The sequence below is a fragment of the Bacillus sp. FSL P4-0290 genome (genome assembly GCF_037975435.1).
Taxonomy (GTDB): domain Bacteria; phylum Bacillota; class Bacilli; order Bacillales; family Bacillaceae; genus Bacillus; species Bacillus subtilis.
This window is the reverse complement of sequence record NZ_CP150253.1, coordinates 1,055,575-1,079,191: the sequence shown is the minus strand read 5'-3', so window position 1 is coordinate 1,079,191 and position 23,617 is coordinate 1,055,575. Positions and strand designations below refer to the sequence as shown.

Below are 23,617 nucleotides of genomic sequence, written 5' to 3'. Positions count from 1 at the left end.
ATGTTTCCCTTGGCCGATAAAAAAGAAAAAGGCTTAAAAAGCCAAAAAGTAAAAATTATATTTTTCCCAAGGGGGATCATTGTATTGTTATTTAAAAAAGACAGAAAACAAGAAACAGCTTACTTTTCAGATTCAAACGGACAGCAAAAAAACCGCATTCAGCTCACAAACAAACATGCAGATGTCAAAAAACAGCTCAAAATGGTCAGGTTGGGAGATGCTGAGCTTTACGTGTTAGAGCAGCTTCAGCCACTCATTCAAGAAAATATCGTAAATATCGTTGATGCGTTTTATAAAAACCTTGACCATGAAAGCTCATTGATGGATATCATTAATGATCACAGCTCAGTTGACCGCTTAAAACAAACGTTAAAACGGCATATTCAGGAAATGTTTGCAGGCGTTATCGATGATGAATTTATTGAAAAGCGTAACCGAATCGCCTCCATCCATTTAAGAATCGGCCTTTTGCCAAAATGGTATATGGGTGCGTTTCAAGAGCTTCTTTTGTCAATGATTGACATTTATGAAGCATCCATTACAAATCAGCAAGAACTGCTAAAAGCCATTAAAGCAACAACAAAAATCTTGAACTTAGAACAGCAGCTTGTCCTTGAAGCATTTCAAAGCGAGTACAACCAAACCCGTGATGAACAAGAAGAAAAGAAAAACCTTCTTCATCAGAAAATTCAAGAAACCTCTGGATCGATTGCCAATCTGTTTTCAGAAACAAGCAGATCAGTTCAAGAGCTTGTGGACAAATCTGAGGGCATTTCTCAAGCATCCAAAGCCGGCACTGTAACATCCAGCACTGTTGAAGAAAAGTCGATCGGCGGAAAAAAAGAGCTAGAAGTCCAGCAAAAACAGATGAACAAAATTGACACAAGCCTTATCCAAATCGAAAAAGAAATGGTCAAGCTGGATGAAATCGCGCAGCAAATTGAAAAAATCTTCGGCATCGTCACAGGCATAGCTGAACAAACAAACCTTCTCTCGCTCAATGCATCTATTGAATCCGCCCGCGCCGGAGAACACGGCAAAGGCTTTGCTGTCGTGGCAAATGAAGTGCGGAAGCTTTCTGAGGATACGAAAAAAACCGTCTCTACTGTTTCTGAGCTTGTGAACAATACGAATACACAAATCAACATTGTATCCAAGCATATCAAAGACGTGAATGAGCTAGTCAGCGAAAGTAAAGAAAAAATGACGCAAATTAACCGCTTATTCGATGAAATCGTCCACAGCATGAAAATCAGCAAAGAGCAATCAGGCAAAATCGACGTCGATCTGCAAGCCTTTCTTGGAGGGCTTCAGGAAGTAAGCCGCGCCGTTTCCCATGTGGCCGCTTCCGTTGATTCGCTTGTCATCCTGACAGAAGAATAACCATCAAAAACCGGTCTGCCATACGGCCGGTTTTTTTGCGTTCATTATGTAAACTTAAATTAAAAATAAGTTGACATAATAATTGCCTGCATTTATTGTATAACCATATTTGATTACTGTTTGGAGGATTTCACATGCTGAAATTAATCGACATGATGCATATTGCGATTTTCACCGCACTGATGGCAGTGCTCGGCTTTATGCCCCCTCTCTTCTTATCCTTTACACCTGTTCCGATTACATTGCAAACGCTTGGTGTCATGTTGGCAGGCAGCATCCTCAGGCCAAAGTCTGCTTTCTTAAGCCAGCTTGTCTTTTTGCTGCTCGTGGCCTTCGGAGCGCCGCTGTTGCCCGGCGGACGAGGCGGTTTTGGTGTGTTTTTCGGACCGAGCGCAGGCTTTTTGATTGCTTATCCCCTCGCTTCATGGCTGATCAGTTTAGCCGCTAACAGGCTGCGGAAGGTGACAGTATTGCGTCTCTTTTTCACTCATATCGTATTCGGCATCATCTTTATTTATCTGCTCGGTATACCGGTACAAGCTTTTATCATGCATATTGATTTGTCACAGGCCGCCTTCATGAGCCTTGCATATGTGCCTGGTGATTTGATAAAAGCGGCTGTATCTGCATTTCTGGCGATAAAAATCACTCAAGCCTTGTCTCTTTCTGATACGATGTTTACAAAAGGAGGATGACACTACATGACAATTACTCATACCTATTCATCTACTGCCGAAACATCGCCCGGCCGTGTAGCGATCCAGACTGAATCGGAGCAAATCACGTACCATGATTGGGATCGGCTTGTCTCTCAAACCGCAAATTGGCTGCAGTCACAGCCGAGCATGCCGAATCGTGTGGCGATCCTGCTCCCAAATAGTCTGGCGTTTTTACAGCTGTTTGCCGGAGCCGCAGCGGCTGGATGCACAGCCATTCCCATCGACACACGCTGGAGCCCGGCTGAATGTAAGGAGCGGCTGTCCATAAGCAATGCGGATCTTGTGGTTACTTTAGCCTTTTTTAAAAACAAACTGACAGATAGCCAGACACCTGTTGTTTTGCTGGATAACTGTATGGCAGATATTTCTGAGGCAGCCGCTGATCCCTTGCCTACCATTGATCCGGAGCACCCTTTTTATATGGGATTTACGTCGGGCTCGACAGGAAAACCGAAGGCCTTTACGCGATCTCACCGCTCATGGATAGAGAGCTTTACCTGTACAGAAACAGATTTTTCAATTTCATCAAATGACACGGTATTGATTCCCGGGACGTTAATGTCCTCTCACTTCTTATACGGGGCAGTCAGCACTTTGTTTCTCGGAGGAACCGTTTGTTTGCTGAAAAAGTTTTCTCCTGCCAAAGCGAAGGAATGGCTGTGCCGTGAATCCATCAGTGTTCTCTATACCGTACCGACGATGACAGACGCCCTCACAAGGATTGAGGGTTTTCCCGACAGTCCCGTCAAAATCATTTCATCCGGCGCAGACTGGCCGGCAGAATCCAAGGAGAAGCTTGCCGCTGCATGGCCTCATCTCAAGCTGTACGATTTTTACGGCACATCAGAGCTTAGTTTTGTGACGTTTTCTTCACCGGAAGACAGCAAACGGAAACCGCATTCAGCGGGCCGCCCTTTTCATAATGTCCGGATCGAAATCCGCAACGCTGAAGGAGAACGCTGTCAGCCAGGCGAAGTCGGAAAAATATTTGTCAACAGCCCGATGCGGTTTTCCGGCTATGTGAACGGCAGCACACCAGATGAATGGATGACAGTGGATGATATGGGCTATGTTGATGAAGAGGGCTTTCTATACATATCAGGAAGAGAAAACGGGATGATCGTGTACGGAGGATTAAATATTTTCCCAGAAGAAATTGAACGTGTGCTTCTCGCCTGCCCAGAGGTTGAAAGCGCGGCTGTCGTTGGCATTCCCGACGAGTATTGGGGAGAAATCGCTGTAGCTGTCATTCATGGAAACGCTAATGCCAGAACACTGAAAGCCTTGTGTAAACAGAAATTAGCCTCCTATAAAATTCCGAAAAAATGGGTGTTTGCAGACAGCTTGCCGGAAACGAGCAGCGGAAAAATTGCCCGTTCCAGCGTGAAAAAATGGCTGGAAGAGAGTATACAGTATAAATGAATGCGGTTATTGTTGATGCAAAACGAACGATCTTTGGAAATCAAAACGGACTGCTGAAGCCCTTCCTGCCGGAGGATTTGTCAGCTCCCATCATCCGCTGTCTCAGCCGAAAGCTAGAGGATCAAATTGACGAGGTCATTCTCGGAAACGCTACCGGCAGAGGCGGCAACCTCGCCAGACTGTCAGCCCTTCAAGCCGGACTGCCTTTATCGGTTCCCGGAATGACAATTGACAGACAGTGCGGCTCCGGCCTTGAAGCTGTGCGCTATGCCTGCAGCCTTATTCAAGCGGGAGCCGGCACGATGTATATCGCGGGCGGCTCAGAAAGCAGCAGCCAATCCCCTTTTTCAGAACGGGCCCGCTTTTCTCCAGATGCCATCGGCGATCCAGACATGGGCATTGCGGCAGAATATACGGCTGCACGCTATTCCATCAGCAGAAGCATGCAGGATGAGTACGCGCTTCTCAGCCATCAACGCAGCAGGAACGCGCATGATGAAGGATTTTACCGTGAAGAAATTGTTGCTCTTGGGGAATTGGAGATGGACGAAGCATTTTTGAAAACGCGGCCGATAGAAGCGATTATTCCCCGTGCAAAGCCGGTTTTCGACATCAGCTCCGGAACAGTCACAGCAGCCAACAGCAGCGGCATAGCAGACGGAGCAGCCGCTCTTTTGGTAATGGAAGAAGAAAAAGCGGCAGCCCTCGGACTTAAGCCTGTGCTTCGGTTTATCGGCAGCGCTGTCAGCGGCATTCACCCCAACTATCCGCCCGCGGCACCGGTTGATGCGATCCGTAACCTCTTACATACACACGATGTAACACCTGAGGATATCGGTTTATTTGAAATCAATGAAGCCTTTGCCGTCAAAATTTGTGTCTGCTCGCAAGAACTCGGCATTCCCTTTTCAAAAATCAATGTGCGCGGCGGCGCCTTAGCTCTTGGCCATCCGTACGGTGCATCAGGTGCAGCTCTGGTAACCAGATTGTTTTATGAAGCGAAAAGACGGACAGACTGTCAATATGTGGTTGCAGCCATCGGAAGCGGCGGCGGAATTGGACTTGCTTTATTATTTGAAGTTCTTGCATAGGCTTTTTCATAGGACACACGCTTTCGATTTAGTATAATAGCGATATGAATAAAGTCAGGAAGGGGATTTTATGACAGCCGTTTGTTTAGTAAGACATGGAGAAACCGATTGGAACCTGCAGCAAAAATGCCAAGGCAAAACCGATATCCCGCTAAACGCAACAGGTGAACGCCAAGCAAGAGAAACCGGAGAATATGTAAAGGACTTTTCTTGGGATATTATTGTGACGAGCCCGCTGAAAAGAGCGAAAAGAACCGCGGAAATTATTAATGAATATCTGCATCTTCCGATAGTCGAGATGGATGATTTTAAGGAACGCGATTACGGCGACGCGGAGGGCATGCCGCTGGAGGAACGGACAAAGCGCTATCCAGATAACATCTATCCGAATATGGAAACCTTAGAAGAACTCACTGACAGGCTGATGGGCGGTTTGGCAAAAGTGAATCAGGCGTATCCAAACAAGAAGGTGCTGATCGTGGCGCACGGTGCGGCAATTCACGCCCTGCTGACAGAAATATCCGGCGGTGACCCGGAGCTTCAAAGCACCCGTCTCGTCAACGCCTGCCTCAGCAACATTGAATTTGCAGAAGAAAAATGGCGGATAAAAGACTATAATATCAACAGCCACTTATCCGGCTTTATCAAATAAGAAAAAGACAGGCGTTTGCCTGTCTTTTCTTTTATTTCTTAGCAGCCGGCATCTCTTTTTGAAGCTCGTCCAAAATGGCATTCGCCCCGTCTACACTGCGGCGCAGAGACCACACCGCACGATCCACGTGGTATACATGCCCGTTTTTCACTGCCTTCAGTTTTTTCCAAAGGACATTCTTTTCGATCGGGCGTTTACCGTCGGCGTCGAGGTCATCTGTTTTTCCTGTCATCAGGATGATCACATCCGGATCTGTTTTCAGCAGCTGCTCCAGTGTCATTTTCATATTCACAGAGTCGCCGCCATTGCTTGAATCGCTATTTCCTGACGTACTGATTGCATATCGGTAGCCGACCTGTGTTAAAAGTCTCGATGTAAAGAAGTTTTCATCCCTGGCCATAATGGTATCATTTGTATTTCCGATCAAAAGCACGGACTGGCTGTTCGCGCTGATTTTCTGCTTTGTCTCGCTAAGCTTTTCTTCATGCGCCGTCAGCTTTTTCTCCATTTCCTTCTCCTTGCCGACTGCTTTTGCAATCGTAAGCGAAGCGTCAATTGTATCCTGATAATCAGCATTTAAATTATTAAGCGCAATCGTCGGCGCTATTTTTTTCAGCTGATCGTACACCTTCTTATGCCGGGTCGTGTCAGCAATAATTAAATCGGGTTTTAATGAAGCGATTTTTTCCATGCTTGGCTGTGAGCGAGTGCCGACAGATGTGTAGCCGTCAATTTTCTTCAGCACATCCTTGTTGATCAGCTGCTTCGCTTTGTTGTCATCGGCAACCCCGACAGGCGTAATGCCGAGATCAAGCAGTGTATCAATAAAACCTAGCTCAAGAACAACAACCCGCTTCGGATGCTCAGGCACATTTGTCTTCCCTAAATCATGTGTTACCGCCACTTTATGTTCTTTACTGTTTTGATTGCCGCTTGAAGACGAGCAAGCAGCCGTTAAGACAGAAAGAAGTAAAACTGTAAGAATAATCAGTGTTTTTTTCATATGTTCCAGTCTCTCCTGTTGGTAGTTTCTATGGTTAAGATGTCCAAGAGTAGTATAACACGGAATGAGAATCATTATCACCAATTATTTTTAAAATGAGAAGAGAAAGTTCGGCTTACAGGAAAATCTTGTTTCGCGACACAGCAGTTCAGCAGCTGATCATCCTGTCCACAAAAAAGCTTGCAGAAAAATAACATTCTCTGCAAGCTGATCCTGTTAAAGCTTCACAATCACTCTTCCTTGAATGCGATTTTGCAAAATATCTTTTAACGCACCCGGCGTTTCTTCCAATGATACTTCCCTGTCCACGATGGTCAGCAGCTGATCAGGCTTGAGATCAGAAGACATGCGCTCCCAAACAGCGGCTCTGACGTCCATCGGACAATATACTGAATCGATTCCGAGCAGGCTTACTCCGCGAAGAATAAAAGGATACACGGTTGCCGGAACTTCTCCTCCGCCGGTTAAGCCGCTCACTGCGACAGATCCGCCGTATTGAATTTTGCTTAAAAGCGAGGCAAGCTGTTTTCCGCCGACTGGATCAACCGCTCCCTGCCATTGCTGCTTGGACAGCGCCTTAAGCGTTCCGTCATAGACATCTTCCCTGCTGATTACTTCGCTTGCACCAAGCTGTTTCAAATAATCAGCCGCCTCCCGGTTTCCGGTACTTGCCACCACATCATAACCCCGCTTGTTCAGCATCGATACCGCAATTCCGCCGACACCGCCGGTTGCTCCTGTGACTAGCACGCTGCCTTTTTCCGGAGACAGACCGTTCTGTTCAAGCCGATGCACTGATAACGCCGCAGTAAATCCCGCCGTTCCGTACACCATCGCTTCTTTTAACGAAAGATTCTGTGGCAAAGGCACCAGCCAGTCACCAGGCACCGAAGCGTATTCACTTAATCCGCCATCACGGGAGACACCGAGCTCATAGCTTGTCGCGATCACCTCATCCCCCTCCGCAAAACGCGGATCATTGGAAGAGACGACCGTACCCGCAGCATCAATGCCTAAAATAAGCGGATACTCTCTGACGATATTGCCTCCTGCTTTTCCGGCCAGACCATCTTTGTAATTAATGCCGGAATAAGCAACTTTAATCAGGACACCATCCTTCGGCAAATCCTCTGTTGATATGGTTTTCACATGGACTGAAACATCATCGGCATTTTTTTCTGCCTGCAAGGCTTGAAATAACGTTGACATTCGGCACACTCCTTTTCATTTATATCGTAACCGAAGAACGTTCAAAAAACCAAATCATCAAGCAGCCATTTTCACTTCGCCGGCACATTGAGACAATAATGGACAAATCCGGTATCCTCTTCATAGCCGTTTTGCTCATACAAGCTTCTTGCCTTCCGGTTGTGGTGCTCAGTCTGAAGTGTTAAACATTTTGCCCCGTTTTCCTCTGCATAATCCTTTGCGGCAGAAAGCAGCCGGCCGCCGGCTCCCTTTGTACGTGCATGAGGAACGACAAATAAGTCATTTAATATGTATATCCTTTTCATTGACACAGAAGAAAACGTTGGATAGAGCTGGGTAAAACCTATGAATTCTCCATTTTCTTCTGCTATCAAAATAACAGACTCGTGATTTTCCAAACGAGCTTTCAAAAAAGCCTCTGCCCCTTGCAAATCGGATGCCTGTCTATAAAATTCCCGATATTGGTTAAACAACGGCGCAATGGCGGCCGCATCTGATGTCTTTGCTTGGCGAATGTTCATCTTATTTCTTCCTCCCTCTCAATAATTTTTTCATTCTATCCCTTTTCTGTAAAGTTTATTTTTCAGAATACTTTTATCATCATGCTTTGAAAAAATATCACGATAATATCCATTGTTCTCACGGAAGCACACGCAGGTCATTTGAACGAATTTTTTCGACAGAAATTTGCCGGGACTCAGGAGCATTTAACCTAAAAAAGCATGACATTTCAGCATAATGAACATTTACTCATGTCTATTTTCGTTCTTTTCTGTATGAAAATAGTTATTTCGAGTCTCTACGGAAATAGCGAGAGATGATATACCTAAATAGAGATAAAATCATCTCAAAAAAATGGGTCTACTAAAATATTATTCCATCTATTACAATAAATTCACAGAATAGTCTTTTAAGTAAGTCTACTCTGAATTTTTTTAAAAGGAGAGGGTAAGAGTGAGAAGCAAAAAATTGTGGATCAGCTTGTTGTTTGCGTTAACGTTAATCTTTACGATGGCGTTCAGCAACATGTCTGTGCAGGCTGCCGGAAAAAGCAGTACAGAAAAGAAATACATTGTCGGATTTAAACAGACAATGAGTGCCATGAGTTCCGCCAAGAAAAAGGATGTTATTTCTGAAAAAGGCGGAAAGGTTCAAAAGCAATTTAAGTATGTTAACGCGGCCGCAGCAACATTGGATGAAAAAGCTGTAAAAGAATTGAAAAAAGATCCGAGCGTTGCATATGTGGAAGAAGATCATATTGCACATGAATATGCGCAATCTGTTCCTTATGGCATTTCTCAAATTAAAGCGCCGGCTCTTCACTCTCAAGGCTACACAGGCTCTAACGTAAAAGTAGCTGTTATCGACAGCGGAATTGACTCTTCTCATCCTGACTTAAACGTCAGAGGCGGAGCAAGCTTCGTACCTTCTGAAACAAACCCATACCAGGACGGCAGTTCTCACGGTACGCATGTAGCCGGTACGATTGCCGCTCTTAATAACTCAATCGGTGTTCTGGGCGTAGCGCCAAGCGCATCATTATATGCAGTAAAAGTGCTTGATTCAACAGGAAGCGGCCAATATAGCTGGATTATTAACGGCATTGAATGGGCCATTTCCAACAATATGGATGTTATTAACATGAGCCTTGGCGGACCTTCTGGTTCTACAGCGCTGAAAACAGTCGTTGATAAAGCCGTTTCCAGCGGTATCGTCGTTGCTGCCGCTGCCGGAAACGAAGGTTCGTCCGGAAGCTCAAGCACAGTCGGCTACCCTGCAAAATATCCTTCTACTATTGCGGTAGGTGCGGTAAACAGCAGCAACCAAAGAGCTTCATTCTCAAGCGCAGGTTCTGAGCTTGATGTGATGGCTCCTGGCGTATCCATCCAAAGCACACTTCCTGGAGGCACTTACGGTGCTTACAACGGCACGTCCATGGCGACTCCTCACGTTGCCGGAGCAGCAGCGCTAATTCTTTCTAAGCACCCGACTTGGACAAACGCGCAAGTCCGTGATCGTTTAGAAAGCACTGCAACATATCTTGGAAACTCTTTCTACTATGGAAAAGGGTTAATCAACGTACAAGCAGCTGCACAATAATAGTAAAAAGAAGCAGGTTCCTCCATACCTGCTTCTTTTTATTTGTCAGCATCCTGATGTTCCGGCGCATTCTCTTCTTTCTCCGTATGTTGAATCCGTTCCATGATCGAAGGATGGCTGCCTCTGAAAATCTTCACAAGCACCGGAGGATCAACCTGGCTCAGCCCCGTCACGGCCAAATCCTGAAACGTTTTAACAGCGGCTTCTCTGTTCTCTGTCAACTCGATCCCATACTGGTCAGCCTTATTCTCCTGATAACGCGAGACAGCATTAGAAAAAGGCGTCACCGCAAAGCTCAAAACAGAAAACAAAAGCAATAACAGCGGAAGTGCCGCAAGATCATGCCGCCCTTCTAAATGAAACATGCTGCGGGTTAGGCGAACCGTCCGCTTGTAAAGCTTATCAATGACATAAAATCCGGCGAGCGACACGAGCAAATAACCAGCCAGACCGATGTAAACGTGCTTCATGACATAATGGCCCATTTCGTGGCCCATAATAAACAGGATTTCTGAATCGTCAAGTTTGTTCAGCGTCGTATCCCACAATACAATCCGTTTATTGGCCCCAATTCCTGTAACATAGGCATTCAGCGCATTTGTTTTTTCTGACATGTTCACTTCATATACATGGTCAGCCGGAATATTGGCTTCATCTGCCAGCTCTAAAATTTTGCTTTCAAGCTCTTTGTTTTTCAGCGGATAAAAATCATTGTATAAAGGATCGATAATGACCGGCTGAATAAAAAACAGAAACAGCGAAAACGGCACTGTTAACAGCCAGGCGTATAACCACCATTTTTTTTCATGCCTTTTGATCAGCCAATAAAAAACGAGAACGCAAAGCGTAAAGATTGGAAAGCTGATCCAAAAGCTGATAACCTGATCCTTAGCCCAGCTGGCCGTTGTCTGTGTGGAAATGTTATAGTCAAGCGATACTTGATAGCCTATCCAATCTAAAGGCAGCGTCACCAATGTTGTAATCAGCGAAAGCACAAACACAAAACCAACGGTCTGCAAAAACCGAAAAGGCACGGCCGCTTCGATCCATTTCTTGATTTTCTTTGAAACACCGCTGACAAGCAGAACAAAAAACAGAAACCAATCAAGTGGTACCCCGATAAAAAATAAAAAATTCTTGACATTCGAATACTGCTCGGCCACTGCCAACTCAGACGGCTTCATGAAAGAAGCCGGATCAGCCTGCGTCCCTTTCACGGCTTCCGGTATTGCGGAATCACCCGACAGGAAAAAATACCAATAAAAAAACAGCCCGTACAGCACGTAAGCAAGTCCTGCTGCCGCAATCCACTTGCGCATAACGCCTCACTCCTCACATCAACCCGTTACTTCTATTGTAATCATAAATTCAAATTCTTAGAACCAAGCTGTGTTCCGCACTTTTCCACCCTTTTAAGCATGGAAAGCCCGATCGCTGGGAAAACTAACAATGTTTGGAGTGATGCAAATGAAAAAAATAGTGGCAGCCATCGTGGTAATCGGTCTTGTGTTTATCGCATTTTTTTATCTTTACAGCCGATCAGGCGATGTGTATCAATCGGTAGACGCGGATTTGATCACACTGTCTTCAAGCGGCCAGGAAGATATCGAGATTGAAAAAAGACAGCACGTCAAAGATATGCTGGATATTATGAATCAGGGAAAACAGGTGAAGACAGAAAAAACATCAGCCCCTGATTACGAAGGGACAATCAAGTTTCATAAAGACCGGTATGACTCATTCAGACTATGGATTGACGACAGCCAGCAAGCCGTTTTTTTGAAGGATGGCACATACTACAAATTAAGCAAAAATGATACAAAGGCGCTGCTAAATATTATTAAAAAAGAAGCAAAGGATTGAAAATGAAAAAGCGAAGCTAACCGCTTCGCTTTTTCATTTTATTGGGGCAAAATATCTCTCAGTGCCCGTCTGAGCATTTTCCCCGTCGCATTTTTCGGAATATCGTCAAGAAACGTAATGGCGGCAGGCCGCTTGTATTTTGCCAGATGCTTTTCACAGTGCTGCATGATGTCCTCCTCTGTTACCCCAGAGCGTTTCGGCACCACATATCCCTTTACCGCTTCCCCGCTTTGGGGGTCCGGCACGCCGATGACAACCGCCTCCTTGACGTCCGGATGGCTGTACAGCACCTCCTCTACCTCCCGCGGATACACATTGTATCCTCCTACTATGATCATGTCTTTTTTCCGGTCAACAATGTAAAAATAGCCGTCCTCATCCCGTCTTGCCAAGTCCCCCGTATAAAGCCACCCGTCTTTTAATGCATGCTCTGTTTCCATCGGCATTTTATAATAGCCCTTCATCACATTGGGGCCTTTCACGATCAATTCGCCGACCTGGTGAGCGGGCAGCTCGCGTCCGAGCGGATCTACGACCTTGTTTTCGACATGTAAGATACTTGTCCCGATGGAGCCCGGTTTTCTGCCCCTGTCAAATGGGTTAAAGCACGTGACGGGTGATGCTTCCGAGAGCCCGTAGCCTTCCAAAATGGTAACACCGAATTTTTCTTCAAACGCCGTCAGCAACGCGACTGGCATGGCCGCGCCTCCCGAAATGCACAGCCGGATGGAAGAAAAATCATCTTTCTTTCCGTTTTCATGCTGAAACAAGTAGTTATACATTGTAGGCACACCGGCAAAAATGGTCGCCTGCTGCTGCTTAACAATCTTAAAAACAGATGCCGGACTGAATTGAGGCTCAATCAAGACAGTTGCGCCGCTCATCAGCGGTGCATTCATGCAGACGGTTAAACAAAACACGTGAAACATGGGAAGAGCGCAGACCACATTGTCCCTCTCATCCATTCCCAAATAGCCTGCGACATCGTTGGCATTGCTGTACAAATTCTGATGAGTCAGCATCGCGCCTTTCGGTTTTCCAGTCGTTCCTGACGTATATAGAATAACCGCGGTATCATCAGGGACAAGTTCTTGGTTTTGTTTAGCGGCAGATGTCGGCCGCAATATTTTTGCAAACGTTGTCATTTTCATCCTGACCTCTGGGTCCGCAGCTTCCGGCTCGGCCTCCCCCGTCTGGCATAAAATGACGAGCTCAACCTTTGGCAGCGATTCATGCATGCTCTCATAAAGCGGCAAAAGCTGGCTAACGCCCACGATCGCCTTTACATCGCCATTTATCAGCATATAACCAATTTCTGTCGGCGTGTACAACGGATTGATGGGAACAACCACGATCCCAGCTTTTAAAGCGCCAAAAAACGCGATGATAAAATCAGGCGAATTGCCAAGCAGCAAAGCTAGATGGTCCCCTTTCTCCATACCGGCTTCCTGAAGGCCGTCCGCAAATCGCTGAATATGTTCATTCAGCTCTTGATACGTGATCATGTGATCTTTAAACCTGCATGCGATGCTGTCGGGCTTCTCAGATGCTGTTTCTTCCAATTTTGAAACAAGATTCATTCTCCCACCCCTTAAAGTGAATGAATAGTCATTCATTATTGAAGCCAAGCTTTCTCCTCCATTATAGAGAAACAGAAAAAAACACTCAAGAGCAAAAAGCCCTGAGTGTCAGTACTGTCATAGTTTCTTCAATGCTTCGGCAATCGGCGTATCTCCTTCTGTCAGATCAAAGGTCCGATTTTCCGTATTCTTCTCATCTAAAGAGGCAATGACCGTTTTTGCAACGTCATCACGGGAAATAAATCCCCGCTCCAGATCCTTCGCTGCTGAAACAGTTCCCGTTCCAGGCTCATTGCGAAGGCCTCCCGGACGGATAATCGTATAGGTTAAACCGCTCGCTTCCAGAATTTTATCAGCATAATGCTTGGCCACATAATAAGGCTTGAGTGCCTCATTCCAATTTTCACGGTTATGGGCTTGCAGGGCGCTGACCATAATAAACCGTTTGATTCCGGCAATGTCCGCAGCTTCAATGGCTTTCGCCGCTCCATCGAGATCCACCAGCAGTGTTTTATCATAGCCTGTGCTGCCACCGGAACCGGCTGTGAAAATGATCGCGTCACAGCCTTTTGCCGCAGCGGCGATTTCTTCCGGGCTGCCCTCCAGATTCGCAAGCACAGCTTCTGCACCGGCAGCTTCAAGAGACGCTTTCTGTTCTTCTTTTCTGACCATCGCTCTGATGGAATGATCAGGATTATCTTGGAATAAAGAGACGAGTCTTTGCCCGATTTGTCCGTTCGCTCCGATTAAAAACACTTTCATGTGAATCCCTCCTGCCTCCATTATTTCAAAAACACAACCGCTCTTTCAAACGATGTGTTTTGCCTTAATAAATCAGATCAAGGAAATCCTCTTTCGTAATGTTCCCAAAGTAATGCTTGAGATTCACACCTTCGAGCACATCAGCGATGACGCTGCGTTCGTATTGTTTTCCGACCAGCAGGTTTTCAATTTCAGATACATCACCGACACCGAAGAAATCTCCGAAGATTTTGCAGTCCTCGATTTTGCCTTTCTTGACCTCTAGGCGCAAATCGATCGATCCAACCGGATAACGTTTCGAATGATTAAGGTTAAATTTCGGCGAGCGGCCGTAGTTCCAATCCCAATTCTGATAGCGCTCTTTCGAAATTTGATGAATGGTCTCCCAATCTTTTTCCGTCAGCTTATACTCCGGCACGTTTCCAATGTCGTTTGTGTTAAAAATATGGCGAAGCAAATGGCTGCGGAATTCTTCGGTGGTCATTTTATCATCGAGAAACTCACTGATGTTTGCTACTCGGCTTCTGATCGATTTGATGCCTTTTGATTCAATTTTATCCTTTTTCACCTTTAATGCTGATACAACATGATCAATGGCTGAATCAAACATGAGGGTGCCGTGGCTGAAAATACGGCCTTTCGTTGCAAACTGAGCGTTTCCGGATATTTTCCGGCCATCCACTACAATGTCGTTCCGGCCGCTTAATTCGGCTTCAACTCCAAGCTGATGTAACGCCTGAATCACCGGCTCAGTGAATTTTTTAAAGTTATGAAAGCTGTCCCCGTCATCCTTGGTAATAAAGCTGAAGTTCAAGTTCCCCAGATCATGGTACACAGCGCCCCCGCCTGATAAACGGCGGACGACGATAATCCCGTTTTCCTCAACATATTTTGTATTGATTTCTTCTATTGTATTTTGGTTTTTCCCAATGATAATAGACGGTTGATTCACATAAAAGAGCAAATATTGCTGTTCAGGGTCTAAATGCTTGACACAGTACTCCTCGATAGCAAGATTGATCCGCGGATCATTGATATTTTGATTGTCTATAAATAACATGGTGCTCCTCCTTTATCCTTCCCACACAAAACCTGATTTCGCAATATTCACTTCTCCGTTAAAAACGGTTTTCGCTTCTTTGCGAAGATTGTCATGCACGCCAAAATGCGGCAAATGTGTCAGCAGCAGTTCTCCCGCTCCCGCTTCTTTTGCAATGCGCCCGGCTTCCAGGCTGTTCATATGGCCTGCACTTGTTCCGTCTTGATCGGCATAAAAATTGCATTCCGAGATCAATAAATCAGCATCTTTCGAAAACGGTATAAATGAATCCTGATAGCTGGAATCAGCAGTATAAACGACAGTGTGGCTGCCGTCAGTAATCCGCATGGCATAGCACGTCACCGGATGAATCGTTTTTAAAAAGGTGATCGTAAACGGACCGGCAGTCAGCGGCTGATCCGGCTGATAGGCGATCCCTTTTGTATGTGTTTTATATGTAAGCTTTTGAAACTGTTCTATATCAGCATCATGTCCGTAAATCGGAAGCGTATGCTCTCCTTTGCCGAGAAACGAACCGACTTGCTTGGCAAATTGCAGCGGCCCGATATCAGCGATATGGTCATGGTGATAATGAGACAGAACGACCGCATCCAGCTTTTCCGCCGGCACATATCCGAACAGCTTAGACAATACGGCACTGCCGCAATCAACAAGCAGAGAGTAATCACCTGACTGAAACAAATAGCCTGACGTCGCTTCATTTGCGGCCGGAAAACCGCCATAGCATCCGATAACTGTAACTTTCATAATGTCCTCCTATCTTTTCAAAAAAAATTGATCCTCCTTCAATATACCCATTTTTCTTGAAAAAAGCATGTTTTAAACATTGTATCAAAACAGTTATTGATTTTTGTGATCTGTTATATTACAATGAAATCACTACAAAGGGGAAAGAGGGATTGGTTATGCTGGGGAAAATCACAGAATTTTTTAGAAACCTGCCTTCGAAAAAGTGTGCGGAATGCGGAAAAAAGATAGAAGAGCAGCATGAGTGCTATGGTAATATCTGCAATGACTGTATAAAAGTAAACGATTTGTAATGAGCGAAAATCCCGCGCCTTACGCGTGGGATTTTCTTATTTTTTCACATATCTCTTAATTTTGAAATAATAGTCAGGTTAGGTCAAAGCTCACCTGTTTTTAGATAATTCTGGTGATTATCATAATGTCATTGAATATTCTTTATTTTCGAAATATAATTTACTATAGACGAATTGATTTCTTATCTATTATAATTTGATCTAATAGTGAGATTAAATATATGTCTATTCATGATATATGTTGATACTTTGTTTTTTGGGAGGTAATCTATGAAAAGAATTAAGTTTGGATTAGCCACACAAATATTCGTTGGACTTATTCTAGGTGTCATTGTTGGCGTCATTTGGTATGGCAACCCAGCATTGCCTACTTACCTGCAGCCAATCGGGGATCTCTTTTTACGCTTAATCAAAATGATAGTGATTCCTATTGTTGTCTCCAGCTTAATCATCGGTGTAGCCGGTGCAGGAAATGGAAAGCAAGTCGGTAAATTAGGCTTCAGAACGATTCTGTACTTCGAGATCATCACGACTTTTGCCATTATTCTCGGACTAGCCCTTGCAAACATCTTCCATCCGGGTACAGGAGTTAATATACACGAAGCTCAAAAATCGGACATCAGTCAATATGTTGAAACTGAAAAAGAACAAAGTAATAAATCAGTGGCGGAAACGTTCCTCCATATTGTGCCGACAAACTTCTTCCAGTCATTGGTCGAAGGGGATCTTCTAGCCATCATCTGCTTTACAGTACTATTTGCATTGGGTATTTCCGCGATCGGTGAAAGAGGCAAGCCTGTATTAGCCTTTTTTGAAGGTGTATCCCATGCCATGTTCCACGTTGTAAACCTTGTGATGAAAGTGGCGCCATTCGGCGTTTTCGCTCTTATCGGAGTGACTGTGTCTAAATTCGGACTCGGTTCTCTTATCTCTCTCGGAAAGCTCGTCGGATTGGTTTATGTCGCGCTTGCTTTCTTCTTAATTGTTATTTTCGGGATTGTCGCAAAAATTGCCGGCATCAGCATCTTCAAGTTCCTTGCTTACATGAAGGACGAAATCTTACTGGCGTTCAGTACGTCCAGCTCTGAAACGGTTCTTCCGCGCATCATGGAAAAAATGGAGAAAATCGGATGTCCGAAAGGCATTGTTTCATTTGTCATTCCGATCGGTTACACGTTTAACTTAGACGGTTCCGTTCTCTATCAATCTATTGCCGCACTCTTTTTAGCACAGGTATATGGCATTGATTTGACGATTTGGCACCAGATTACGCTTGTGCTCGTCTTAATGGTGACATCTAAAGGGATGGCTGCCGTGCCTGGTACTTCTTTTGTTGTCTTGCTTGCAACGCTTGGCACCATCGGCGTTCCGGCTGAAGGACTTGCCTTTATTGCCGGCGTAGACCGCATCATGGATATGGCACGAACAGTTGTCAACCTGACTGGTAACGCGCTTGCTGCCGTTGTGATGTCTAAATGGGAAGGCATGTTTAATCCTGCGAAAGCAGAAACTGTTATGTCCCAATCGAAAACAGAACAAAACGCAACCATTTCTGGTTAATGAAAAGCCTGCGGGGTTCTTGCCCCGCAGGCTTTTTTAATCTTTAACAAGCACAAACAGCTCTGTAATCAAAACAGTATCCTCATTCAGCTCCAGTTCACCGCTTTTGATCAGTTCCGCCCATGCCATCCGATGATCCTCTTGAAACTCCTCAATTCGGTCTCCATTGCCCTCTCCTTTGACTAACCTCATATCAGGCGCACCAAAGATGGTTTCAAAGACATCTGTTACTTTTATATTGCATCTTGGATTGTCATGTTTATCATAAACGGTAACAAGCTGACCCGCTGTTTGATAAACGTCCCTCAATTCATCTTTTGAATACAATGATTTCGGCGCGCACGTGGCGGTTTTTTCTCCGGCAAGGATCTGCTGAATCAGCTGTTCTCCCAACCCGTCATCACCTTCCCAGCCGAATGTGCTTTTCAGCTTATAAATCTTCATTGGTCCTCCCCCTTATACCATTGGTGACTGTACATAGTAATACAGAAGCTTAGCGGTATGGCGAAGAGATGATTTATGGGTGCGTTCAAATGCATGGGAAGCGTCAATTCCCGGCCCTATGAGGCCATGCACAATATCATGCCCGGATTTGATCGCTGCTGACGCATCAGACCCGTAGTACGGATATATATCAAGCTTATAGTCAATATGATGCTTCTCGGCTAATTGAACTAAATGCTTTCTGAGCTGATAATGATACGGCCCGCTCGCATCCTTCACACAGATTGATACTGAATATTCATCTGTCGCCTGCCCGTCACCAATAGCGCCCATATCAACCGCCAAATATTCAACTGTTTCAGGAGGAATATTCGAATTCCCGCCGTAACCGATTTCTTCATTATTGGAAATAAGAAAATGGGTTGTATACGGCAGCTCAATGTCTTCTGTTTGAATTTCATGAATTAAGCGGAGCAATAAGGCGACGCTTGCTTTGTCATCCAAATGGCGCGATTTAATAAATCCGCTTGATGTGATCTCGACACGTGGATCAAACGACACAAAGTCTCCGACGCCAATGCCAAGCTCCTCCGTATCTTTCCGGCAGTGAACAGGTTCATCTAGGCGGATCTCCATATTCTCTTGATTCCGCTCAGCCTTTCCCGCGTCTTTGTATACGTGCACAGACGTTTGATGCATTAAGATTGTGCCTGTGTACATTTTTCCCGAGGCGGTTTCAATTTGGCAATACTCCCCCTCAATCGAGTTGTAGCGGAACCCGCCGATTAAGTCGATTTTCAGCCGGCCGTCCGCTTTAATTTCCTTCACCATAGCGCCGAGGGTGTCAACGTGCGCTGTCAGCATGCGATGCCGGGATGTGTCGCGTCCTGGAAGCGTTGCAATTAAGCCGCCCTTGTGGTTCCGAACCGTTTCTACCTTCCATTCTTTTAAAAGGCTTTCAATATAATTGATCACCTCATATGTATTTCCTGTCGGGCTTGGGATCGATACAAGTTCTTTAATGAGCTCCATCGTTTTACGTACGGACGTCATAGGGCATTCCTCCTTTTATTTTCTACTTAAAATATACTCTTTTCCCGAGGGACCCGTCCAATCTTTTCCTATCAATCTCTCATATGCTGTAGAGAGCATGGGAAGAGGAGGGATTTCTATGTGCTGTCGTCATTCACATGAACAGAAATGTCGTTGTCACGATTGGTTCGATGATTTTTGGTTCTTTGACGAGTGGTTCGATAAAGATTTCCACGACCATTGCAAGAAAAAGAAAGAATGCCATGACCCTTTCGAGAAGAAGAAAAAGAAACACCATTGTTTCTCTTGTAAAAAACACAGACATTCTTGCTGTCATTGCTAAAGACTGAATCAGAAATATTCTGATGACCCATGCTTAATGAATATTTCCATTCACATTTTTCCAAGCGGGCATTGCTGCTGCTTGGACCTTTTATTGAAACACCCTTTTTGCTTTTACAATCCAATAAACTGATAAAGCCGCTATAAGAGCAACAATGATTTCAACAGCTGCAGCATGCTCTATGATTCCTCTTTGATATAAAACCGCCGGGACATTAAACAGTGCATGTAAAAGAATAGAATACAGCAAAAACAGCGGCCGGCGGTTTTTAACCGCGTACAAAACAAGCAGAGACAGACCAATCTGGACGGCAATGGCACTGATTCTTTCTATTCCGCCCAGCATCCATTCATACGAAGGAGTATGCAGCAGCTGCTCCTGTATCGGCAAAAGCGCCTGTTTGACGTCGCCATTGACCAAAAGCTGTTCAAACGTCCCGCTATTGATTGCAAATGCGTATACAATAAGTGAGATAGAGGACAAGCCTGTAATCAGGATGGCTTCAAGCCCGCCATGGCCTGCCCCGAAAGCCAGACCATCTGCCCAAGTATGATGGCGCTTCATAAAAAATCGCATCATCAAATACCTTCCGCACTCCTCAAAAATGCCGGCCATCAAGCAGCCGTAAATGCCATACCATAATGGATGCTGCATCGCTTCTTTCGTCATTTCATTCACTTGCAGTACATAAACATGAACGCCGCCTTCCAGCAGCTGAGCGAAGACAAAAAACGTGAGAGCGCCAATAAAAAACACTTTAAGCGAGGCACCATACTTTCGCTTAAACCATACAATCAGCCCGATTGGCAACAGAAACGCAATAGCCCCGGATAATGCCAAAAAGACTACTGCTTCTTGACTGACCATTTTTCAGCCTCCTTTTTCTTTTTCATAGATTCCTATCTACACTTCTCTTTTTTTGTAAAAAAACCTTCTTTTTAGTACCAGATACTAATATCTAGTGTTATAATCTGACCATAAGGAGTGATTCATATGTCAAAAGCAAAAATTACAGCTATCGGCACCTATGCGCCGAGCAGACGTTTAACCAATGCAGATTTAGAAAAGATCGTTGATACCTCTGATGAATGGATCGTTCAGCGCACAGGAATGAGAGAACGCCGGATTGCGGATGAACATCAATTTACCTCTGATTTATGCATAGAAGCGGTGAAGAATCTCAAGAGCCGTTATAAAGGAACGCTTGATGATGTCGATATGATCCTCGTTGCCACAACCACATCCGATTACGCCTTTCCGAGTACGGCATGCCGCGTACAGGAATATTTCGGCTGGGAAAGCACCGGCGCGCTGGATATTAATGCGACATGCGCCGGGCTGACATACGGCCTCCATTTGGCAAATGGATTGATCACATCTGGCCTTCATCAAAAAATTCTCGTCATCGCCGGAGAGACGTTATCAAAGGTAACCGATTATACCGATCGAACGACATGCGTACTGTTCGGCGATGCCGCGGGTGCGCTGTTAGTAGAACGAGATGAAGAAACGCCGGGATTTCTTGCGTCTGTACAAGGAACAAGCGGGAACGGCGGCGATATTTTGTATCGTGCCGGACTGCGAAATGAAATAAACGGTGTGCAGCTTGTCGGTTCTGGAAAAATGGTGCAAAACGGACGCGAGGTATATAAATGGGCCGCAAGAACCGTCCCTGGCGAATTTGAACGGCTTTTACATAAAGCAGGACTCAGCTCTGATGATCTCGATTGGTTTGTTCCTCACAGCGCCAACTTGCGCATGATCGAGTCAATTTGTGAAAAAACACCGTTCCCGATTGAAAAAACGCTCACTAGTGTTGAGCACTACGGAAACACGTCTTCGGTTTCAATTGTTTTGGCGCTCGATCTCGCAGTGAAAGCCGGGAAGCTGAAAAAAGATCAAATCGTTTTGCTTTTCGGGTTTGGCGGCGGATTAACCTATACAGGATTGCTTATTAAATGGGGAATGTAACAAAAAAAGAACTTGTTTCCAAGGAAACAAGTTCTTTTTCTTTATGAAGCCGGCTGTTCTTCTGATGTTTCTTCCTTCCGGCTTAACATTGTAAAGTAAGTAATGCTTAGTGCAATCATGACGAGGGCAATGCCGATTAAGACGCCGGCCATCTGCCACATGTAGCCAAAGTCACCGTTTGAAATGACTGCTCTGAATCCGTTAATGCTGTAGGTCATCGGCAATGCGCCGTGGATGACCTGATAGAAATTCGGAAGCAATTCCAGCGGGAAGGTTCCTCCGCTCGCTCCCAGCTGCAGCACTAAAATAATGACTGCGATAAATCGCCCCGGGTTGCCCATCGTTGTAGCCAAAAATTGAATTATCGCCAGGAAAGCGAGACTCGTAATGATCGTAAACACGTAAAATCTCCACGTGCTCTCTACCTCAAGACCAATTCCCAATAGAAGAACCGTCGCCACAATCAATGATTGAATGATTCCTACAAGCATCATGACATTGAATTTGCTGAAGAACCACTCAAAACCGTTTCTCGGACGTCCTGACGCTTCCTTCAGCGGGAAGACAACCGTCAGCATGATGCCGCCGACATACAAGCCCATTGACAGGATATAAGGTGTCAGCCCTGTTCCATAGTTAGGAACGGAATGAATGGCATCATCTTTGGTTTTAACCGGATCCGCAAACATGCCGTATGTTTGATCATCAGCATCGATATCTCCTGTTTGGTCAGCCGCATCCTTCAGCTTACTAGACAGCTCTCCTGTGCCGTCCAATAGCTTGCCTAAACCTGTATCAAGTGATGCAGATCCGTCTGCGAGTTTTGATGATCCGCTTTGGACCTGTTTAGACCCGTCTAACAGCTTAAACAATCCGCCGGATACTTGGCTGCTTCCTGTCACCAATTGCTCTGAGCCCGCTTTTGCTTTTGCGAACTGCTTATTATATTCACCGATGCCCGCTGTCAGTTTAGTTTGGCCATCTGTCAGCTTCTGAGAACCATTGTATATCTTATCAGCTCCCTCAGTTAATCTGTCAATCGCATCTTGGATTGTTTTTGCGCCGTTATAAAGCTTAGATGTAGCTTCCGGCATGGCTTTCACCTGCGCCACCTGCGCTTTCACGTCTTCAAGAGAGCTTTTTATCGTTGCGATGTCAGGCAGCTGATCAGCTGTAGGTAGCTGGCTTAATATTTGATCAAAATCAGGCGCATCAACTTGCGGAAGCTTTTTCTCAACAGAATTAATCAGCTGGCTTTTTTGCTCCGCTGTTAAGAAGTCACTCGAATTGATGACATTTTTAAATGCCTGATCACGGTTTTTCAAACTGTTTTCAAAGTCAGTCAGCTGTTTTTTGAATTCCTTCATCGCAGTTTCTGACTTTTCCAGATTGTTTACAGCAGTTTCAAGCTTCGTTAAATCGAGCGCATTAATGATCTTTTCCGCTTTTGCCGCTTTCTCAGAACCTTCTTGGACTTTACTGTTGAGCTGATCCAACCCGTTAGTAAGTTTAGGTGTACCCTTCTGCACGTTTTGAAGTCCGGCAAGAAGTTCATTCATCTTGCTTGTCAGTTCGCCTGATCCTGCTGCAAGCTGACCAGATTTATCATAAATCTGGTTGCTGCTGTCCTGGAATTTACCGAGCGAGCTGTCAAGTGATTGGATGCCGCTCGTCACCTGAGCCGCTCCATCTGCAAGCTGCGCTGTTTTGTCACTGATGGTAGCGGTGCTTTCCTTCAGCTTCGCCAGATTTTCTTTCAGCTGGGCGCTTCCGTTTTTCGCATCCTTTGTGCCGTCATCAATTTTTTTCGCGCCGCTGCTCGCGTCGCTCAAACCTTTTGCGATATCTTTAAAGTTATCAAAAATAACTTTCGTATATTGCTCGGTCACTTCTTTTGAAACAGAGGCTTTCAGTTTATCAATCGCTTTTTCGCCGATCGTTGCCCCTACATAGTTAGAACCTGCATTTGTGTGGTATTTCAGATCCAATTTTTTCGGATTTTTGTCTAATACAGTGCTGGCATTCTTAGAAAAATCCTCAGGAATCTCGACAACTAAATAATATTTTTGATTCAATAAGTCCTTTAACGATTGGTCGAGATCATTGGAAAAATGCCAATCAAAGTTGTTATTATCCTTTAATTCTTTGACCAGATCATCACCGATTTGAAGTTTTTCTCCTTCATACGTTGCTCCCTTGTCTTGGTTGACGACAACGACAGGCAGCTGGTCAACTGTGCCGTACGGGTCCCAATAAGCCTTTAAGAATACGCCGCTGTAAATAAGCGGGACAAACAAAATGGCGATGATGGGAATCAATAATTTTTTACTTGTTACGATGTCTTTCCACTGACTTCGTATTGTGTTCATCCTGATGCCTCCAT

Annotated in this window: 23 protein-coding genes; 10 read left to right on the top strand and 13 right to left on the bottom strand. The window is 45.0% G+C overall.

What is annotated here, in order from left to right:
- Positions 1-84: 84 nt before the first annotated feature.
- The 5 genes from hemAT to phoE all read left to right on the top strand — a co-directional run bounded on the left by hemAT (position 85) and on the right by phoE (position 5,267).
- Positions 85-1,383 (top strand): heme-based aerotactic transducer HemAT, encoded by a 1,299-nt coding sequence (gene hemAT, locus MKY10_RS05570; protein ID WP_015252424.1) that lies wholly within the window; start codon positions 85-87, stop codon positions 1,381-1,383.
- Positions 1,384-1,517: 134 nt separating this feature from the next.
- Entirely contained in the window at positions 1,518-2,078 is a 561-nt protein-coding gene (locus MKY10_RS05565) for a biotin transporter BioY (protein WP_003233151.1), read from the top strand.
- 6 nt (positions 2,079-2,084) lie between these two features.
- Complete coding sequence (locus MKY10_RS05560) at positions 2,085-3,524, top strand: acyl-CoA synthetase (RefSeq protein ID WP_015252425.1); 1,440 nt, start codon at positions 2,085-2,087, stop codon at positions 3,522-3,524.
- On the top strand, positions 3,521-4,615 hold the full coding sequence (locus MKY10_RS05555) for an acetyl-CoA C-acyltransferase (RefSeq protein WP_015252426.1): 1,095 nt from the start codon (positions 3,521-3,523) through the stop codon (positions 4,613-4,615). The genes MKY10_RS05560 and MKY10_RS05555 overlap by 4 nt, the downstream gene beginning before the upstream one ends.
- 70 nt (positions 4,616-4,685) lie before the next feature.
- On the top strand, positions 4,686-5,267 hold the full coding sequence (gene phoE / locus MKY10_RS05550) for a phosphatase PhoE (protein WP_003233157.1): 582 nt from the start codon (positions 4,686-4,688) through the stop codon (positions 5,265-5,267).
- A gap of 31 nt (positions 5,268-5,298) precedes the next feature.
- Here the strand turns inward: phoE and MKY10_RS05545 are convergent, their stop codons facing one another.
- The 3 genes from MKY10_RS05545 to MKY10_RS05535 form a co-directional block, all read right to left on the bottom strand.
- The gene (locus MKY10_RS05545; RefSeq protein ID WP_003233159.1) at positions 5,299-6,270 is read right to left on the bottom strand and encodes an ABC transporter substrate-binding protein; all 972 of its coding nucleotides are present in this window, start codon (positions 6,268-6,270) and stop codon (positions 5,299-5,301) included.
- A 216-nt stretch (positions 6,271-6,486) separates the two neighbouring features.
- The gene (locus MKY10_RS05540; RefSeq protein WP_003233163.1) at positions 6,487-7,479 is read right to left on the bottom strand and encodes an acryloyl-CoA reductase; all 993 of its coding nucleotides are present in this window, start codon (positions 7,477-7,479) and stop codon (positions 6,487-6,489) included.
- 71 nt (positions 7,480-7,550) lie between these two features.
- Positions 7,551-8,000, bottom strand: a complete 450-nt coding sequence (locus tag MKY10_RS05535; protein ID WP_015252428.1) for a GNAT family N-acetyltransferase — start codon at positions 7,998-8,000, stop codon at positions 7,551-7,553.
- 433 nt (positions 8,001-8,433) lie between these two features.
- Between MKY10_RS05535 and aprE the strand changes: the two genes are divergently transcribed.
- Positions 8,434-9,579: a subtilisin AprE gene (aprE, locus tag MKY10_RS05530; RefSeq protein WP_015252429.1), complete on the top strand. Its 1,146-nt coding sequence runs from the start codon at positions 8,434-8,436 to the stop codon at positions 9,577-9,579.
- 38 nt (positions 9,580-9,617) lie between these two features.
- Here the strand turns inward: aprE and MKY10_RS05525 are convergent, their stop codons facing one another.
- A complete protein-coding gene (locus MKY10_RS05525; protein ID WP_048654857.1) occupies positions 9,618-10,898 on the bottom strand; it encodes a M48 family metallopeptidase in 1,281 nt (426 codons plus the stop codon).
- A 148-nt stretch (positions 10,899-11,046) separates the two neighbouring features.
- Here MKY10_RS05525 and MKY10_RS05520 point away from each other — a divergent pair, with 148 nt between their 5' ends.
- A complete protein-coding gene (locus tag MKY10_RS05520) occupies positions 11,047-11,442 on the top strand; it encodes a hypothetical protein (protein ID WP_015252431.1) in 396 nt (131 codons plus the stop codon).
- A gap of 38 nt (positions 11,443-11,480) precedes the next feature.
- Here the strand turns inward: MKY10_RS05520 and lcfB are convergent, their stop codons facing one another.
- The 4 genes from lcfB to MKY10_RS05500 all read right to left on the bottom strand — a co-directional run bounded on the left by lcfB (position 11,481) and on the right by MKY10_RS05500 (position 15,591).
- Complete coding sequence (gene lcfB / locus MKY10_RS05515) at positions 11,481-13,022, bottom strand: long-chain-fatty-acid--CoA ligase LcfB (RefSeq protein ID WP_015252432.1); 1,542 nt, start codon at positions 13,020-13,022, stop codon at positions 11,481-11,483.
- A gap of 117 nt (positions 13,023-13,139) precedes the next feature.
- Positions 13,140-13,784: an SDR family oxidoreductase gene (locus MKY10_RS05510; protein WP_015252433.1), complete on the bottom strand. Its 645-nt coding sequence runs from the start codon at positions 13,782-13,784 to the stop codon at positions 13,140-13,142.
- A gap of 64 nt (positions 13,785-13,848) precedes the next feature.
- Positions 13,849-14,844, bottom strand: a complete 996-nt coding sequence (lplJ, locus tag MKY10_RS05505; RefSeq protein ID WP_014479356.1) for a lipoate--protein ligase LplJ — start codon at positions 14,842-14,844, stop codon at positions 13,849-13,851.
- A gap of 12 nt (positions 14,845-14,856) precedes the next feature.
- A complete protein-coding gene (locus MKY10_RS05500) occupies positions 14,857-15,591 on the bottom strand; it encodes an MBL fold metallo-hydrolase (protein ID WP_003233185.1) in 735 nt (244 codons plus the stop codon).
- A gap of 158 nt (positions 15,592-15,749) precedes the next feature.
- On the opposite strand from MKY10_RS05500, the gene yhfH reads away from it, so the two are divergent.
- Entirely contained in the window at positions 15,750-15,884 is a 135-nt protein-coding gene (gene yhfH / locus MKY10_RS05495; RefSeq protein ID WP_003244802.1) for a protein YhfH, read from the top strand.
- A gap of 270 nt (positions 15,885-16,154) precedes the next feature.
- A complete protein-coding gene (gene gltT, locus MKY10_RS05490) occupies positions 16,155-17,444 on the top strand; it encodes a glutamate/proton symporter GltT (protein WP_003245579.1) in 1,290 nt (429 codons plus the stop codon).
- A gap of 36 nt (positions 17,445-17,480) precedes the next feature.
- On the opposite strand, the gene MKY10_RS05485 is transcribed toward gltT, so the two are convergent.
- The 4 genes from MKY10_RS05485 to MKY10_RS05470 form a co-directional block, all read right to left on the bottom strand.
- Positions 17,481-17,888, bottom strand: a complete 408-nt coding sequence (locus MKY10_RS05485; protein ID WP_015252434.1) for an ASCH domain-containing protein — start codon at positions 17,886-17,888, stop codon at positions 17,481-17,483.
- Between the two features lie 12 nt (positions 17,889-17,900).
- Positions 17,901-18,941 (bottom strand): M42 family metallopeptidase, encoded by a 1,041-nt coding sequence (locus MKY10_RS05480; RefSeq protein ID WP_009966936.1) that lies wholly within the window; start codon positions 18,939-18,941, stop codon positions 17,901-17,903.
- Between the two features lie 133 nt (positions 18,942-19,074).
- On the bottom strand, positions 19,075-19,239 hold the full coding sequence (locus MKY10_RS05475) for a hypothetical protein (protein WP_187287956.1): 165 nt from the start codon (positions 19,237-19,239) through the stop codon (positions 19,075-19,077).
- A 114-nt stretch (positions 19,240-19,353) separates the two neighbouring features.
- On the bottom strand, positions 19,354-20,130 hold the full coding sequence (locus tag MKY10_RS05470) for a YhfC family intramembrane metalloprotease (RefSeq protein ID WP_003233198.1): 777 nt from the start codon (positions 20,128-20,130) through the stop codon (positions 19,354-19,356).
- Positions 20,131-20,256: 126 nt separating this feature from the next.
- On the opposite strand from MKY10_RS05470, the gene fabHB reads away from it, so the two are divergent.
- Entirely contained in the window at positions 20,257-21,234 is a 978-nt protein-coding gene (gene fabHB, locus MKY10_RS05465; protein WP_003233200.1) for a beta-ketoacyl-ACP synthase III FabHB, read from the top strand.
- A 41-nt stretch (positions 21,235-21,275) separates the two neighbouring features.
- On the opposite strand, the gene MKY10_RS05460 is transcribed toward fabHB, so the two are convergent.
- Positions 21,276-23,603, bottom strand: coding sequence for a YhgE/Pip domain-containing protein (locus MKY10_RS05460; protein WP_015252436.1), 2,328 nt, complete (start codon positions 23,601-23,603; stop codon positions 21,276-21,278).
- Positions 23,604-23,617 lie beyond the last annotated feature (14 nt).

Coding starts and splice junctions, on each gene's coding strand:
- MKY10_RS05565 (WP_003233151.1), top strand. CDS start 1,518: ATGCTGAAATTAATCGACATGATGCATATTGCGATTTTCACCGCACTG.
- lcfB (WP_015252432.1), bottom strand. CDS start 13,022: ATGAATCTTGTTTCAAAATTGGAAGAAACAGCATCTGAGAAGCCCGAC.
- fabHB (WP_003233200.1), top strand. CDS start 20,257: ATGTCAAAAGCAAAAATTACAGCTATCGGCACCTATGCGCCGAGCAGA.
- MKY10_RS05545 (WP_003233159.1), bottom strand. CDS start 6,270: ATGAAAAAAACACTGATTATTCTTACAGTTTTACTTCTTTCTGTCTTA.
- MKY10_RS05525 (WP_048654857.1), bottom strand. CDS start 10,898: ATGCGCAAGTGGATTGCGGCAGCAGGACTTGCTTACGTGCTGTACGGG.
- MKY10_RS05520 (WP_015252431.1), top strand. CDS start 11,047: ATGAAAAAAATAGTGGCAGCCATCGTGGTAATCGGTCTTGTGTTTATC.
- MKY10_RS05510 (WP_015252433.1), bottom strand. CDS start 13,784: ATGAAAGTGTTTTTAATCGGAGCGAACGGACAAATCGGGCAAAGACTC.
- MKY10_RS05540 (WP_003233163.1), bottom strand. CDS start 7,479: ATGTCAACGTTATTTCAAGCCTTGCAGGCAGAAAAAAATGCCGATGAT.
- MKY10_RS05480 (WP_009966936.1), bottom strand. CDS start 18,941: ATGACGTCCGTACGTAAAACGATGGAGCTCATTAAAGAACTTGTATCG.
- MKY10_RS05485 (WP_015252434.1), bottom strand. CDS start 17,888: ATGAAGATTTATAAGCTGAAAAGCACATTCGGCTGGGAAGGTGATGAC.
- gltT (WP_003245579.1), top strand. CDS start 16,155: ATGAAAAGAATTAAGTTTGGATTAGCCACACAAATATTCGTTGGACTT.
- yhfH (WP_003244802.1), top strand. CDS start 15,750: ATGCTGGGGAAAATCACAGAATTTTTTAGAAACCTGCCTTCGAAAAAG.
- MKY10_RS05560 (WP_015252425.1), top strand. CDS start 2,085: ATGACAATTACTCATACCTATTCATCTACTGCCGAAACATCGCCCGGC.
- phoE (WP_003233157.1), top strand. CDS start 4,686: ATGACAGCCGTTTGTTTAGTAAGACATGGAGAAACCGATTGGAACCTG.
- MKY10_RS05535 (WP_015252428.1), bottom strand. CDS start 8,000: ATGAACATTCGCCAAGCAAAGACATCAGATGCGGCCGCCATTGCGCCG.
- MKY10_RS05470 (WP_003233198.1), bottom strand. CDS start 20,130: ATGGTCAGTCAAGAAGCAGTAGTCTTTTTGGCATTATCCGGGGCTATT.
- MKY10_RS05500 (WP_003233185.1), bottom strand. CDS start 15,591: ATGAAAGTTACAGTTATCGGATGCTATGGCGGTTTTCCGGCCGCAAAT.
- MKY10_RS05555 (WP_015252426.1), top strand. CDS start 3,521: ATGAATGCGGTTATTGTTGATGCAAAACGAACGATCTTTGGAAATCAA.
- lplJ (WP_014479356.1), bottom strand. CDS start 14,844: ATGTTATTTATAGACAATCAAAATATCAATGATCCGCGGATCAATCTT.
- MKY10_RS05460 (WP_015252436.1), bottom strand. CDS start 23,603: ATGAACACAATACGAAGTCAGTGGAAAGACATCGTAACAAGTAAAAAA.